This is a genomic window from Cupriavidus sp. JZ107 (assembly GCF_053903255.1).
This window is the reverse complement of the sequence record NZ_CP096480.1, coordinates 1,399,627-1,413,150: the sequence shown is the minus strand read 5'-3', so window position 1 is coordinate 1,413,150 and position 13,524 is coordinate 1,399,627. Positions and strand designations below refer to the sequence as shown.

Here is a 13,524-nt window from a genome sequence, read left to right as displayed (position 1 = left end):
CAGCCTCAGGATCGGTCCTGGATGGCACGGCCATCGTCGCCCGCATAGACGGCGCGGCCGGCATCTCGCAACGCCTGGACCATCAGCGTCGCGGCCGGCGACAGCAGCCGGTCGGTGCGCGTGATGATGCCGAAATCGTCCATATGGCAGGGCACGTCCAGCGGCAGGATCGCGACCATGCCGTGCCGCGCATAGTACTCGGCAACATCGGCGGCCAGTACCGCCAGCATGTCGCTCTGCTCGATCATCTGCGTGACGAACAGCAGCGCCGCGGTTTCGACCACATTGGTCGGGGGCATCAGGCTGGCGCGCTGGAACATCAGGTCGAAGCGATGGCGCAGCACGCTGCCGGCCGGCGGCACGATCCAGGTGGCCGTTTCCAGATCGGCCAGCGACAGCGCCGGGGCGTCCAGCAGCCGATGGCCGCGGCGGGCCACCACGCAGACAGGCTCGCCGGCCAGCGGCTCGTAGCGCAGCTGCAGCTTGTCATGCTCGGCGAACAGCCGGGCCACCACCAGATCCAGCTTGTCCTGCGCCAGGCGCTCCAGCAGCACGTTGCTGTTCTCGATCTCCAGCGAGACGCGCAGCCCGGGATTGTCGCGCTTGAGTTCGGCCACCGCGGGCGGCAGCAGCTTGACCGCGGGCGAGGTGATCGCGCCGACCGCGACATGGCCCAGGCGGCCGGCGCGCAGGCCCATCACTTCCTGCTGGGCCTGGTCCAGGCTGCCGACCACGGCGCGCGCATGCCGGATCATCGCGTCGCCATACAGCGTCGGCCGCATGCCGCGCGGCAGCCTCTCGAACAGCGGCACGCCCAGCATTTCCTCGAGTTCGCGCAGCAGCTTCGATGCGGCGGGCTGCGTCATGTTCAGGACCGCGGCGGCGCGATGAATATTGCCTTCCTCGGCCAACGCGACCAACAGCAGCAATTGGCGGGTTTTCAGGCGGGCGCGGATATACCACGGCGGGGAAGTCGGCATCGGGTTAACACGGATATCTGATTCGATATCGCAATGGCGTGAATTTTCATTAGAAGGATATCCGATCGGTTTGTACACTGCCGCCTGTCGAAAACAAAACCGATCGCCCCCAAGGCGCGACGCAGCCTGGAGACACCCTCAGCTGCCCCAATCCCGATGACGTCCCCGCCGCGTGGCCGATGCCGCGGGCCGGCGTTCGTCCCGCCGCATTCAGGAATTTCCATGCCGGATTCAAAACCCAAGCTCCGCTCCGCCCAATGGTTCGGCACCGCCGACAAGAACGGCTTCATGTACCGCAGCTGGATGAAAAACCAGGGCATTCCCAATCATGAATTCGATGGCCGGCCGATCATCGGTATTTGCAATACCTGGTCGGAATTGACGCCCTGCAATGCGCATTTCCGCAAGCTGGCCGAGCACGTCAAGCGCGGCGTCCATGAAGCCGGCGGCTTTCCGGTCGAATTCCCGGTGTTCTCCAATGGCGAATCGAATCTGCGGCCGACCGCGATGCTGACGCGCAATCTGGCGGCGATGGATGTCGAGGAAGCGATTCGCGGCAATCCGGTCGACGCCGTCGTGCTGCTGGCCGGCTGCGACAAGACCACGCCGGCGCTGCTGATGGGCGCGGCCAGCTGCGACGTGCCGGCGCTCGTCGTCAGCGGCGGCCCGATGCTCAACGGCAAGCTCGACGGCAAGGACATCGGCTCGGGCACCGCGGTCTGGCAGCTGCACGAATCGCTGAAGGCCGGCGAGATCGACCTGCACCATTTCCTGTCGGCCGAAGCCGGCATGTCGCGCTCGGCCGGCACCTGCAACACGATGGGCACCGCGTCGACGATGGCCTGCATGGCCGAGGCGCTCGGCACCACGCTGCCGCACAACGCGGCGATTCCGGCGGTCGACGCGCGCCGCTACGTGCTGGCGCACATGTCCGGCATCCGCATTGTCGAGATGGCAAAAGAGGGGCTGTGCCTGTCGAAGATCCTGACGCGCGAGGCCTTCGAGAATGCGATCCGCACCAATGCCGCGATCGGCGGTTCGACCAACGCGGTGATCCATCTGAAGGCGATCGCCGGCCGCATCGGCGTGCCGCTCGAACTCGAGGACTGGACCCGCATCGGCCGCGATACGCCGACCATCGTCGACCTGATGCCGTCGGGACGATTCCTGATGGAGGAGTTCTACTACGCCGGCGGCCTGCCCGCGGTGCTGCGCCGGCTTGGCGAAGGCGGCCTGCTGCCGCATCCGGGCGCGCTGACCGTCAATGGCCGGACGCTGTGGGAGAACGTCAAGGACGCGCCGAACTTCAACGACGAGGTGATTCGCCCGCTCGATCGGCCGCTGATTGCGGACGGCAGCATCCGCGTGCTGCGCGGCAACCTGGCGCCGCGCGGCGCGGTGCTCAAACCCTCGGCGGCGACACCTTCGCTGCTGAAGCACCGTGGCCGCGCGGTCGTGTTCGAAAACCTGGAGCACTACAAGGCCCGCATCGTCGACGAATCGCTCGAGGTCGACGCGGACTCGGTGCTGGTGATGAAGAACTGCGGGCCCAAGGGCTACCCCGGCATGGCCGAGGTCGGCAACATGGGCCTGCCGCCGAAGCTGCTGCGGCAGGGCATCAAGGACATGGTGCGGATCTCCGATGCGCGCATGAGCGGCACGGCCTACGGCACCGTGGTGCTGCACGTTGCGCCGGAGGCCGCCGCGGGCGGCCCGCTCGCGGCGGTGCGCGACGGCGACTGGATCGAGCTGGACTGCGAGGCCGGCACGCTGCATCTGGACATCCCGACCGAGGAGCTGGCCGACCGCATGGAGATGTTCCGGCCGCCGAAGCCAGACGGCCGCGCGGGCGAGGGGGGCTATCAACGCCTCTATGTCGACCACGTGCTGCAGGCCGACCAGGGTTGCGATCTCGATTTCCTGGTGGGCTGCCGCGGCGCCGAGGTGCCGCGCCACTCGCATTGAGCACGGATGGCACGGCAACCGATGAACGGCAACCAGGAGCACACCCAATGCCATTGACAGGCAATCTGCTGATCGGCGCCGCCGCGCTTCGCGGCAGCGGCGAGGCCTTCCACGCGGTCCATGCGGCCAGCGGTGAAACGATCGCCGAACCCGTTTTCCACGGCGCCTCGAACGCCGAGGTCGACCAGGCCTGCGCGTTGGCCGCCGAGGCCTTCGACGCCTACCGGGCGCTGTCCGACGCAGCGCGCGCCGCGTTTCTCGACGAGATCGCCGCGCGCATCGAGGCGATCGGCGATGCGCTGATCCTGCGCGCGATGGACGAGACCGGCCTGCCGCGCGCCCGGCTTGAAGGCGAGCGCGCCCGCACCACCGGCCAGTTGCGCATGTTCGCGGCGCTGGTACGCAGCGGCGACGCCTGGGACGTCCGCATCGAACCGGCGCTGCCGCAGCGCCAGCCGCCGCGCACCGATCTGCGCCTGCGCCGTATCGGCGTCGGACCCGTGGCGGTGTTCGGCGCCAGCAATTTCCCGCTGGCATTCTCGGTCGCGGGCGGCGATACCGCATCGGCGCTGGCGGCAGGCTGCCCGGTGGTCGTCAAGGCCCATCCCGCGCACCCCGGCACCTCGGAACTGGTCGGCCGGGCGGTGCAGCAGGCGGTAGCCGCGGCGGGTCTGCCCGAGGGCGTGTTCTCGCTGCTGTTCGATGCTGGCCACGCGGTCGGCGCGGCATTGGCCGCGCATCCGGCCATCCAGGCGGTCGGCTTCACCGGCTCGCGGCGCGGCGGCCTCGCGCTGATGGCGATCGCCGCTGCGCGGCCCATACCGATCCCCGTGTATGCCGAGATGAGCAGCGTCAATCCGAATATCCTGCTGCCGGCCGCACTGGCACGGCGCGGCGACGCACTCGCGCGCGACTTTGTCGCCTCGGTGACGCTGGGCTGCGGCCAGTTCTGCACCAATCCGGGCCTCGTTCTGGCAGTCGGCGGCGAAGCGTTCGAGCGCTTCGTCGCGGCCGCGGCCGGCGCGATCGCGGCCGTGCCCGCCGGCGTGATGCTGACCGCCGGCATCGCGCGCGCCTATGCCGACGGCGTCGAACGGCTGGCTTCGCATCCTGCCGTGACCACGGTCGCGCAAGGTACCCGCACGGCGGGGCGCGCCACCGCGAGCCTGTTCCGCGTGCACGCCGCCGATCTGCTGGCCGACGCTCACCTGGCCGAGGAATGCTTCGGTCCCTGCAGCGTGCTGGTCGAATGCACGAATGCCGGGCAGTTGCGCAAGGTGCTGGAGCAATGTGAGGGTCAGCTGACCGCGACGCTGCATCTGGATGATGACGACCACGACGCTGCCCGCGCGCTGTTGCCGGTGCTGGAGCGCAAGGCCGGCCGCATCCTGGCCAACGGCTTTCCGACCGGCGTCGAGGTGTGCGACGCGATCGTCCATGGCGGTCCGTTCCCGGCGACATCGGACGGGCGCAGCACCTCGGTCGGCACCGCGGCGATCGAACGCTTCCTGCGTCCGGTCTGCTACCAGAACCTGCCCGATGCGCTGCTGCCCGACGCGTTGCGCGACGGCAATCCGCTCGGGCTGCGGCGCCGCATCGGCGGCAAGCCGGAGGGGGCGCCCGCGCCAGCCTGAGGCTCGCGCATCGACGCCCATCCCATTCCCAAGAACAAGGTGAGGAGACCCATATGAACAGCCATTCCACGGCCGGGCTGGAGCAGCCCGTACCGCTGCCGCACGACACCGCCGACACCGCCGCCGCCGACGAATCGCGCATCATCGGCATGCTGACCCGCAAGCTGATCCCATTTCTCGCGCTGATCTATGTCGTGGCCTACATCGACCGCTCGGTGGTCGGCTTCGCCAAGCTGCATATGAACGCGGCGGTCGGCATCAGCGATGCCGCCTACGGTCTCGGCGCGGGGCTGTTCTTCATCGGCTATTTCCTGTGCGAGGTGCCCAGCAACCTGGCGCTGGAGCGCTTCGGCGCGCGCCGCTGGTTCGCGCGCATCCTGCTGACCTGGGGCCTGATCACGATGGCGATGGCGCTGATCCACAACGCCACCACCTTCTACGTGCTGCGCTTCCTGCTGGGCGCGGCCGAGGCGGGACTCTATCCCGGCATCCTGTACTTCCTGACCAAGTGGTTCCCGATGCGGCATCGCGCCCGCATCATCGGCCTGCTGGTGCTGGCGCAGCCGATCGCGCTGATCATCACCGGCCCGATTGCCGGCTGGGTACTGTCGACGCCGGGGCTGTTCGGCATGTCGAACTGGCAGACGCTGTTCGTCGTCAGCGGCCTGCCCGCGGTGCTGCTGTGCCTGCCGACGCTGCGGCTGGTGCCGGAGTCCCCGGCGGACGCGAAATGGCTGTCGGCGCGCGACCGTGCCTGGATCGAACGCGAGCTGGCGGCGGACCGGAAGACCTTCGCGCTGAAGTCGCACGGCAATCCGCTGAAGGCGCTGAAGGACAAGCGCGTGCTGCTGCTGTCGCTGCTGTTCCTGCCGTTTCCGCTGAGCATCTACGGCCTGTCGCTGTGGTTGCCGACCATCATCAAGCAGTTCGGCGTCACCGACGCGAGTACCGGCCTGCTGTCGGCGGTGCCGTACCTGTTCGCGGTGGTCGGCCTCTACCTGGTGCCGCGCCATTCGGACCGCAAGGGCGAGCGCTACTGGCACATCGTCGTGGTATCGGGTGCGGCGGCGCTGACGATGGCGGCCAGCGCCTGGGTCCAGACGCCGGCGCTGCAATTCCTGTTCATCTGCCTGACGGCCTTTTCGATCTATTCGATCCAGGCGGTGGTATGGGCGTTGCCTGGCCAGTTCCTGACCGGCGCCAGCGCCGCGGTCGGCATCGCCACCATCAATTCGCTGGCCAACCTCGGCGGCTACCTCGGCCCCTATGGCATCGGCCTGATCAAGGACGCCACCGGAAGCCTCGCCGCCGGCCTCTATTTCCTCGCCGCGATGTTGGTGTTCGCGGTGGTCATGACCTTCGTGGTACGCGCCGCGCTCGAGCCGCGCGCCTCCCGCTGATACGACAAGCCCTGCCCATGCCTGACAGCTACGCTTCGCCGCGCTATCGCGGCATCTTTCCGGTGGTGCCGACCACCTTCACCGAAACCGGCGAACTGGATCTGCCGAGCCAGAAGCGCGCGGTCGATTTCATGATCGACGCCGGCTCCGACGGCCTGTGCATCCTCGCCAATTTTTCCGAGCAGTTCGCGCTGTCGGACGACGAGCGCGAGGTGCTGACGCGCACCGTGCTCGAGCATGTGCAGGGCAGGGTGCCGGTGATCGTCACCACCACGCACTACAGCACGGCCGTCTGCATCGAGCGCAGCCGGCGCGCGCAGCAGATGGGCGCGGCGATGGTGATGGTGATGCCGCCCTACCATGGCGCCACCTTCCGCGTGCCGGAGCCGCAGATCCACGAGTTCTATGCGCGCCTGTCCGATGCGATCCGCATCCCGATCATGATCCAGGATGCCCCTGCCAGCGGCACCGTGCTGTCCGCGCCGTTCCTCGCGCGAATGGCCCGCGAGATCGAACAGGTGGCGTACTTCAAGATCGAGACGCCGGGGGCGGCCAACAAGCTGCGCGAACTGATCCGGCTCGGCGGCGACGCGGTGGAAGGGCCGTGGGATGGCGAGGAAGCGATCACGCTGCTGGCCGACCTGGAGGCCGGTGCGAGCGGCGCGATGACCGGCGGCGGCTTTCCGGACGGCATCCGGCCGATCATCGAGGCGCACCGCCGGGGCGATGCCGAACTGGCCTTCGCGCTGTACCAGCGCTGGTTGCCGCTGATCAACCACGAGAACCGGCAGGCCGGCATCCTTGCGGCCAAGGCGCTGATGAAGGAGGGCGGCGTGGTCGCCTGCGAGGCCCCGCGGCACCCGCTGCCGCCGATGCATCCGGAAACCCGCAGGGAGCTGATCGCGATCGCGCGGCGGCTCGATCCGCTGGTGCTGCGCTGGGCGAAATAACCAGACAGCGGCAGGGGTGGCCACATGGCGGCCTTGCGAGGCGGCCATGTTGCATGGCGAAGGCCGGCGGCCTGCTTGCCGTCGTCCTGGCCGTTTCCGCTGACGGCCTTACTCGCCGTCCGTCCACTCCACCTGCACGCCGAGGCTGCGCAGGTTCTCGACGAAGCGCGGATGCGCGCGCCGGATCGGCGCCGCGTTGCGGATTTCCGAGCGGCCGTCGATGCTGGCCGCGACCATGAACAGCGCGATGGCCACGCGAATGATGTACGGGCTCTCCACCACGGCCGGCGCCAGCGTGTTGCCGCCGAAGGTGATCAGCCGGTGCGGGTCCGACGAGAACACATGCGCGCCGAACTTCGACAGCTCGCTGGTCCAGCCCAGCGCGCTGTCGTAGACCTTGTTCCAGAACATCGCATTGCCCTGCGCGCGCACGCCCAGCGCGATGAAGATCGGCAGCAGGTCCACCGGGAAGTAGGGCCACGGCGCGGCCTCGACCTTGGTCAGCACGTTGCTGGTGAACGGCGTCTGCACCTGCAGCGGGCCAGAACGCTCGGCGCGCGACCAGCCATCCTCGTGCACGATGCGCACGCCGAACTTCTCGAAGGTGCGATCGATCAGCGGGAAATTCGCCGGCGCGCCGTTGCGCACGACGACGTCGCCATTGGTGATCGCGCCCAGCGCGAGGAACGTCGTGATCTCGTGGAAGTCCTCGTCGAAGGTGAACTCGCCGCCGCCGAGCTTCTCGCCGCCATGCACGGTCACGCGCGAGGTGCCGATGCCCTCGATGCGCGCGCCCATCATCGTCATGAAGCGGCAGAACTCCTGCACATGCGGTTCGGACGCGGCGTTGGTCAGCGTCGAGGTGCCACCGGCCGCGGCCGCGCACATCACGAAGTTCTCGGTGGTGGTCACCGACGCGTAGTCGAGCCAATGGTCGATCGGCCGCAGCGGACCTTCGCTGTGCAGCAGCAGCGAGCCCTGCGCGCGTTCGACCTCGCCGCCGAAGCGGCGGAAGATCTCGACGTGAGGATCGATCTCGCGCACGCCCAGCGTGCAGCCCTTGACGTTGTCCTCGAGCCGCGCGACGCCGAAGCGGCTCAGCAGCGGCGGCACCAGCATGATCGAGGAGCGCATTTCCTCGGGCAGGTGGTGGCGGGCGGGATCGAACACGGTGTCGCGGTGATGCAGGTCCAGCGTGCCGCTGTCATGGTCCATGCGGACATCGGAGCCAAGCGTGCGGAAGATATCGAGGATCTTGCGCACGTCGGTGATGTCCGGCACCCGGTGCAGCCGCACCGGCTGGTCGGTCAGCAGGGTGGCGCACAGCACCGGCAGGACAGCGTTCTTGTTGGCGGAGGGTACGATGCGGCCACGCAGCGGCGTGCCGCCATGCACGATCAGATTCGACATGAGGGGAGAGGGTCCGTGCCGCGCCGGCAGGCGGCGCCGAACGGCGGTAAGCGGTGGAAACGGACGGCATTGTACTGCCCCGGCCGCCGGCGCGGGCGATCGCCGGCGCCGCTATAATGCCCGGCTGCGGGCGCGCCGCCGCCATGCGGCCTTTGCATCGCCTGCGCCATCCCGCCACGCAACTTCATCGCGCAACCCGGCCCCGATCCGCGTCGACATGAACGCCCCGTTTCCGATCCGCAAGGAGTGCCCGCCCGGGGCCTGCGTCTGCGGGCGCGAGCAGCTGCTCGACGATCCGCAGGCGGACATCCGCGTGCTGCGGCTGACCAAGGAAGAGGAAAAGCGGCTGATCGCGCGGCTCGAGGACGTGCGCACGCTCGACGACCTGCGCCGCATGCAGCAAAGAATGTACGAGCTGCTCGGCATCACGGTGACGATCGAGCCGAGCATTCACGGCGTGCGGACCGTGCGCGGCTTCAATATCGAGCTGGCCGAACAGTTGGGGCTGTGCAAGAAGACCCGGCAGACCATTCCGGCCGCGATCCGGCGCTGCCTGGAGCGCCATCCCGAGATCGCCTACGCGATTCTGGATGCGCAGGGGCTGCTGGGCGAGGGCTGACGTTCTCCCACGCCTACCTCCGTGGTCCGCGGAAAGCGGGGACCCAGCGGCTCTTGTTGCGCCGAAGCCAAAGTCACTGGGTCCCCGCATGCGCGGGGACGACGTAAATCGATTCCACGGCGCCCGTCGGCCCCAGCGCCATCCCGAGATCGCCTACGCGATTCTGGATGCGCAGGGGCTGCTGGGCGAGGGCTGACGTTGACCCACGCCTACCTCCGTCGTCCCCGCGAAAGCGGGACCCAGCGGCTCTTGTTGCGCCGAAGCCAAAGTCACTGGGTCCCCGCATGCGCGGGGACGACGTAAATCGATTCCACGGCGCCCGTCGGCCCCAGCGACATCCCGAGATCGCCTACGCGATTCTGGATGCGCAGGGGCTGCTGGGCGAGGGCTGACGTTGACCCACGCCTACCTCCGTCGTCCCCGCGAAAGCGGGGACCCAGCGGCTCTTGTTGCGCCGAAGCCAACGTCACTGGGTCCCGGCGTGCGGGGGGACGACGGTGAATTCAATTCCACGGCGCTCCGTTTGCCCACGCGCGGTCGATCTCGTCGATCAGCCGGCGCACCTTCGGCGACAGATGGCGGCGGTTCGGATAGACCGCGCAGACCGGCGCGCCGGGGCCGGTGAACCGCTCGAGCACCGGCACCAGCGTGCCCGCCCGCAGATCGCCGCCGACCAGGAAGGCCGCGATCTGCACCAGCCCCGCGTCCGCCAGCGCCAGGTCGCGCATCGCCTCGGTATTGTTCATCCGCCAACGGCCCTCGATCGCCAGCGTACAGGCGCGGCCGTCGACGGTGAAACGCCACGGCGGTGCCATCCCCGCATGCGTATAGACGATCGTGTCGTGACGCGCGATATCGTCGAGCGTCGCGGGGGTGCCGTGCCTGGCCAGATAACTGGGCGTGGCGCAGGTCACCAGCCGGTGCGGCGCCAGCACCCGGCGGATCAGCCCGCTGTCGTGCTCGCCGCCGACGCGGATCGCCAGGTCGATGCCGTCGCGCACGAGGTCGCTGTATTCGTCCGAGAACGACACCTCGGCCCGCAGCTCGGGCCATTGCGCCAGGTACCGGTGCAGGATCGGCACGATGTGCAGGCGCCCGAGCGTGACCGGCAGATCGATGCGCAGGCGGCCGCGCGGCACCTCGTTGCGCCAGGCCAGCGCGGCCTGCGCTTCGTCGACCTCGGCCAGGATGCGAACCGCATGCTCGTAGAACAGGCGGCCCTCGTCGGTCAGGCTGACGCTGCGCGTGGTCCGCTGCAGCAGGCGGGCCGCCAGTCCCGCTTCCAGCCGGCCGATGCATTTGCCGACCGCCGAGCGCGAGATGCCCAGCCGCTGCGCCGCCAGCGTGAAGCTGTGCGCCTGCGCGACCTGCACGAAGGCGCGCACATCGCCCAGGTGATCGAGCGCGATGCCTTCCCCATTAGGCACGATTCGTCCCCAGTGTTGCGAAAGTTGGCTACTTTATCACCGCATTGGCAACGATTACGCTTGCCGGACTCGCGGGCGGCCCGGCGAAACGGGCCGGGCACCGCGTCAGACGGAGCAATTGCCAATGACTGACATCCATCAAACAAGATTCGACGATTCCCCGCTTGCCGGTCCATCCGCGGCATCCGGCGACACGCCCCCCAACCGCTGGCCCGCGGTCGCCGCGGTCGGCCTGGCCACCTTCGGTGTCGTCACCACCGAGATGCTGCCGGTCGGCCTGCTGACGCCGATCGCGCAGAGCCTGCAGGTATCGGCCGGCAGCGCTGGCCTGATGCTGTCGGCGCCCGCGCTGCTGGCCGCGCTGTTTGCCCCGCTGATCGTCGTCGGTGCCGGTTCGATCGATCGCCGGCGTCTGCTGGCCGCGCTGCTGCTGGCATTGGCCGGCGCCAACGTGCTGTGCGCGCTGGCGCCGACGCTGCCCTGGCTGCTGGCCGCACGGGTGGTGGTGGGTTTCTGCATCGGCGGCATCTGGTCCGTGGCCGGCGGGCTGGCGCCGCGGCTGGTGGCCGCGCCATCGGTCGGCTGGGCGACGGCGATCATCTTCGGCGGCGTGTCGGTGGCCTCGGTGGCCGGCGTGCCGCTGGGCGCCTGGCTGGGCGAACTGGTGGGCTGGCGCGCCGCGTTCGGCGCGATGGCGGTCTGCAGCGGCCTGATCTTCGCGATGAACGTGGCCACGCTGCCGCCGCTGCCGGCCGCCGCAAGCGGCTCCCGGCAAGGGCTGCGCGCGCAATTCGGCAACCGCGGCGTGCGGCTCGGCCTGACGGTGACGTTCTTCCTGGTGGCCGGCCACTTCATGGCCTATACCTTCGTCCGCCCCTTGCTGCAGCAGGTATCGGGCTTCGGCGCCGGCTGGATCGGCGTGCTGCTGTTCGGCTACGGCGTGGCGGGCATGATCGCCAATTTCGCTGCAGGGCCGCTCGCGGGACGGCATCCGGGACGCGCGCTGCTCGTCGTGGCGATGGCGCTGAGCGCGACGCTGCTGCTGTTCGCGGCCTTCGGCGACACCATGACGAGCGGGGCGGCGCTGCTGTTGTGCTGGGGGCTGTCGTACGGCGCGGTGTCGGTCTCGGTGCCGAGCTGGATGCTGAGGGCGGCCGACGGCATCGACGGCATCGAGTCCGCGACCGCGCTGCTGGTGTCGGTGTTCAACCTCGGCATCGCGCTGGGTTCGTTCTTCGGCGGCATCGCGGTCGATGCGGCGGGGCTACAGACCACGCTGCTGATCGCCGGTGCGCTGACGCTGGCGGGGCTTGCCACCAGCGCGCGCATGCAGCGGGCGCCGGCGGAACGTTCCGCCGGCCTCGCTCAATGCAGGCCGTAGCGCGCCAGCGTGTCCTGCAATTCCAGCAGCTCGACCATGGTGGCGCCCCCGGCCAGCCGCTCGCGCATTTGCTGCTCCTTGCGTTCGCGCGCTTCGCTCGCTTCGATGACCTGCGCCACCTGCTCGCGCGCCACCACGACCAGGCCGTCGCGATCGCCGACCACGATATCGCCGGGGCGGATCGCGGCGCCGCCGACGATCAGCGGCACGCCGAGCCTGCCCGGCTGCTGCTTGTTGGTACCGCGGATGCAGACGCCGCGGCAGAACACCGGGAAGCCCATCTCGACGATGCTGGACGCGTCGCGCACCGCGCCGTCGATCACCAGCCCGGCAAGGCCGATCGTCTGCGCGGCGAAGGTCAGCACGTCGCCCCACGGGCCGGCGTCGGCGAAGCCCTTGGCGTCGACCACCAGCACGTCGCCGGGCCGCGCCTTGGTCAGCGCGTAGTGAATCATCAGGTTGTCGCCGGGGCGGATATCGACGGTCAGCGCCGGGCCGGCCAGCCGCATGCCGGGATCGAGCGCGGCGATGCGCGGGTCGATCGCGCCTTGCTGGCCCTGTGCCTCGTGGATGGTGGCCGTGCCGAGCCGCTTCAGGCGGTCCAGCTGGGCGATGGTGGTGTCGGCGTACGTCATGGAGAACGGGAAGTCGGGATGAGGGCAGGGAAGCGGGCGGGGTGCGGGCAGGGATGTGGGCAGGACGCGGTTCAGTCCACGGTCGCGCCGGAGCGCTTGACCACGGATTCCCAGTACGGCATCTCCTTGGCGATGAAGGCGCGGAACTGCGCCGCGGTGCCGCGTACGTCGGCCGACCCCATGTCCGACAGCCTGCTGGCGATATCGGGCTGGCCCAGCACCGCGTTCAGCGCGGTGTTCAGCCGCTGCACCAGCGGCGGCGGCGTGTCGGCGGGCACGAACAGGCCGTACCAGTTCTCGATCACGAAGCCGGGAAAGCCGGCCTCCTGCATCGTCGGCAGATCGGGCAGCGTGCGGGCGCGCTTCGCGCCGGTTGTCGCCAGCGGGCGCAGCCGTCCGGATTTCAGTTGCGGCGCGATCGCGGTGGTGGTCTCGAAGGCGATCGGTACCTGGCCGGCAATCACGTCGCTGAGCGCCGGCCCCTGTCCGCGATAGGGGATATGAACGATATCGAGCTGGCGTTCGAGCTTGAGCATTTCGCCGGCCAGATGCTGCGGGCTGCCGCTGCCGCCGGACGCGTAGCTGTACTTGCCGGGCGCGGCCTTGGCGAGCGCGACCAGCTGCGCCACCGAGTTGACCGGCAGCGCGCTGTTGACGTACAGCACCAGCGGCACCGACGCGACCGCGCCGACCGGCGCCAGTGCGCGCGTGGGATCGAGCTTGAGCGAGTAAAGATTGCGGTTGATCACGATGCCGGTGTTGTTGCCCAGCAGCGCGGTACAGCCATCGCCCTTGGCGCGTCCGACGAACTCCGTGCCGATATTGCTGCTGGCGCCGCCGCGGTTGTCGACGATCACCGGAATGCCGAGCCGCGTCGACAGTCCGGGCGACACGATGCGCGCCAGGATATCGGTGGTGCCGCCTGGCGGATACGGCGACACGATGCGCAAGGTCGCGCATGGGTAAGGCTCGGGCGCTGCGGCGCGGGCGGCCGTGCCGGTGAAGACGAGGCTCGCGATCGCCCCGACGGCCAGCAGCACTGTGGGGTGTCGGCGCGGAAGGCGGCGCGCGGGAGTGGGCGCGATGGTCATGCTGTCTCCTGTTGGATTCGGTGCGACGTGGT

Annotated in this window: 11 protein-coding genes; 6 read left to right on the top strand and 5 right to left on the bottom strand. The window is 69.2% G+C overall.

Annotation, left to right across the window (positions count from 1 at the left end; genetic code table 11):
• Positions 1-5: 5 nt before the first annotated feature.
• A complete protein-coding gene (locus M1D55_RS06070) occupies positions 6-980 on the bottom strand; it encodes a LysR family transcriptional regulator (protein WP_456280385.1) in 975 nt (324 codons plus the stop codon).
• Between the two features lie 222 nt (positions 981-1,202).
• Between M1D55_RS06070 and M1D55_RS06065 the strand changes: the two genes are divergently transcribed.
• From M1D55_RS06065 to M1D55_RS06050, 4 genes are read left to right on the top strand one after another with little or no spacing between them, the layout of a single operon-like run.
• Positions 1,203-2,945: an IlvD/Edd family dehydratase gene (locus tag M1D55_RS06065; RefSeq protein WP_456280384.1), complete on the top strand. Its 1,743-nt coding sequence runs from the start codon at positions 1,203-1,205 to the stop codon at positions 2,943-2,945.
• Between the two features lie 47 nt (positions 2,946-2,992).
• Positions 2,993-4,579 carry an aldehyde dehydrogenase (NADP(+)) gene (locus M1D55_RS06060; protein WP_456280383.1) on the top strand — a complete coding sequence of 529 codons (1,587 nt, stop codon included), beginning with the start codon at positions 2,993-2,995 and terminating at the stop codon, positions 4,577-4,579.
• Between the two features lie 53 nt (positions 4,580-4,632).
• Positions 4,633-5,979: an MFS transporter gene (locus M1D55_RS06055; RefSeq protein WP_456280382.1), complete on the top strand. Its 1,347-nt coding sequence runs from the start codon at positions 4,633-4,635 to the stop codon at positions 5,977-5,979.
• A 17-nt stretch (positions 5,980-5,996) separates the two neighbouring features.
• Positions 5,997-6,929: a dihydrodipicolinate synthase family protein gene (locus M1D55_RS06050; protein WP_456280381.1), complete on the top strand. Its 933-nt coding sequence runs from the start codon at positions 5,997-5,999 to the stop codon at positions 6,927-6,929.
• A gap of 108 nt (positions 6,930-7,037) precedes the next feature.
• Here M1D55_RS06050 and M1D55_RS06045 read toward each other — a convergent pair whose 3' ends face one another.
• The gene (locus M1D55_RS06045) at positions 7,038-8,339 is read right to left on the bottom strand and encodes a UDP-N-acetylglucosamine 1-carboxyvinyltransferase (protein ID WP_064576662.1); all 1,302 of its coding nucleotides are present in this window, start codon (positions 8,337-8,339) and stop codon (positions 7,038-7,040) included.
• 217 nt (positions 8,340-8,556) lie between these two features.
• Between M1D55_RS06045 and M1D55_RS06040 the strand changes: the two genes are divergently transcribed.
• Entirely contained in the window at positions 8,557-8,958 is a 402-nt protein-coding gene (locus M1D55_RS06040) for a hypothetical protein (RefSeq protein WP_006578493.1), read from the top strand.
• Between the two features lie 503 nt (positions 8,959-9,461).
• Here M1D55_RS06040 and M1D55_RS06035 read toward each other — a convergent pair.
• Positions 9,462-10,385 (bottom strand): LysR family transcriptional regulator, encoded by a 924-nt coding sequence (locus M1D55_RS06035; protein WP_006578491.1) that lies wholly within the window; start codon positions 10,383-10,385, stop codon positions 9,462-9,464.
• Between the two features lie 124 nt (positions 10,386-10,509).
• On the opposite strand from M1D55_RS06035, the gene M1D55_RS06030 reads away from it, so the two are divergent.
• Complete coding sequence (locus M1D55_RS06030) at positions 10,510-11,766, top strand: MFS transporter (protein WP_456280380.1); 1,257 nt, start codon at positions 10,510-10,512, stop codon at positions 11,764-11,766.
• On the opposite strand, the gene M1D55_RS06025 is transcribed toward M1D55_RS06030, so the two are convergent.
• On the bottom strand, positions 11,751-12,401 hold the full coding sequence (locus M1D55_RS06025; RefSeq protein ID WP_456280379.1) for a 4-carboxy-4-hydroxy-2-oxoadipate aldolase/oxaloacetate decarboxylase: 651 nt from the start codon (positions 12,399-12,401) through the stop codon (positions 11,751-11,753). The genes M1D55_RS06030 and M1D55_RS06025 overlap by 16 nt on opposite strands.
• Positions 12,402-12,472: 71 nt before the next feature.
• Complete coding sequence (locus tag M1D55_RS06020) at positions 12,473-13,492, bottom strand: Bug family tripartite tricarboxylate transporter substrate binding protein (RefSeq protein WP_456280378.1); 1,020 nt, start codon at positions 13,490-13,492, stop codon at positions 12,473-12,475.
• Positions 13,493-13,524: the final 32 nt, after the last annotated feature.

Excerpts from the sequence above, each read along its gene's own strand:
- M1D55_RS06025 (WP_456280379.1), bottom strand. The coding sequence starts at position 12,401 with ATGACGTACGCCGACACCACCATCGCCCAGCTGGACCGCCTGAAGCGG.
- M1D55_RS06050 (WP_456280381.1), top strand. The coding sequence starts at position 5,997 with ATGCCTGACAGCTACGCTTCGCCGCGCTATCGCGGCATCTTTCCGGTG.
- M1D55_RS06040 (WP_006578493.1), top strand. The coding sequence starts at position 8,557 with ATGAACGCCCCGTTTCCGATCCGCAAGGAGTGCCCGCCCGGGGCCTGC.
- M1D55_RS06045 (WP_064576662.1), bottom strand. The coding sequence starts at position 8,339 with ATGTCGAATCTGATCGTGCATGGCGGCACGCCGCTGCGTGGCCGCATC.
- M1D55_RS06065 (WP_456280384.1), top strand. The coding sequence starts at position 1,203 with ATGCCGGATTCAAAACCCAAGCTCCGCTCCGCCCAATGGTTCGGCACC.
- M1D55_RS06020 (WP_456280378.1), bottom strand. The coding sequence starts at position 13,492 with ATGACCATCGCGCCCACTCCCGCGCGCCGCCTTCCGCGCCGACACCCC.
- M1D55_RS06060 (WP_456280383.1), top strand. The coding sequence starts at position 2,993 with ATGCCATTGACAGGCAATCTGCTGATCGGCGCCGCCGCGCTTCGCGGC.
- M1D55_RS06055 (WP_456280382.1), top strand. The coding sequence starts at position 4,633 with ATGAACAGCCATTCCACGGCCGGGCTGGAGCAGCCCGTACCGCTGCCG.
- M1D55_RS06070 (WP_456280385.1), bottom strand. The coding sequence starts at position 980 with ATGCCGACTTCCCCGCCGTGGTATATCCGCGCCCGCCTGAAAACCCGC.
- M1D55_RS06030 (WP_456280380.1), top strand. The coding sequence starts at position 10,510 with ATGACTGACATCCATCAAACAAGATTCGACGATTCCCCGCTTGCCGGT.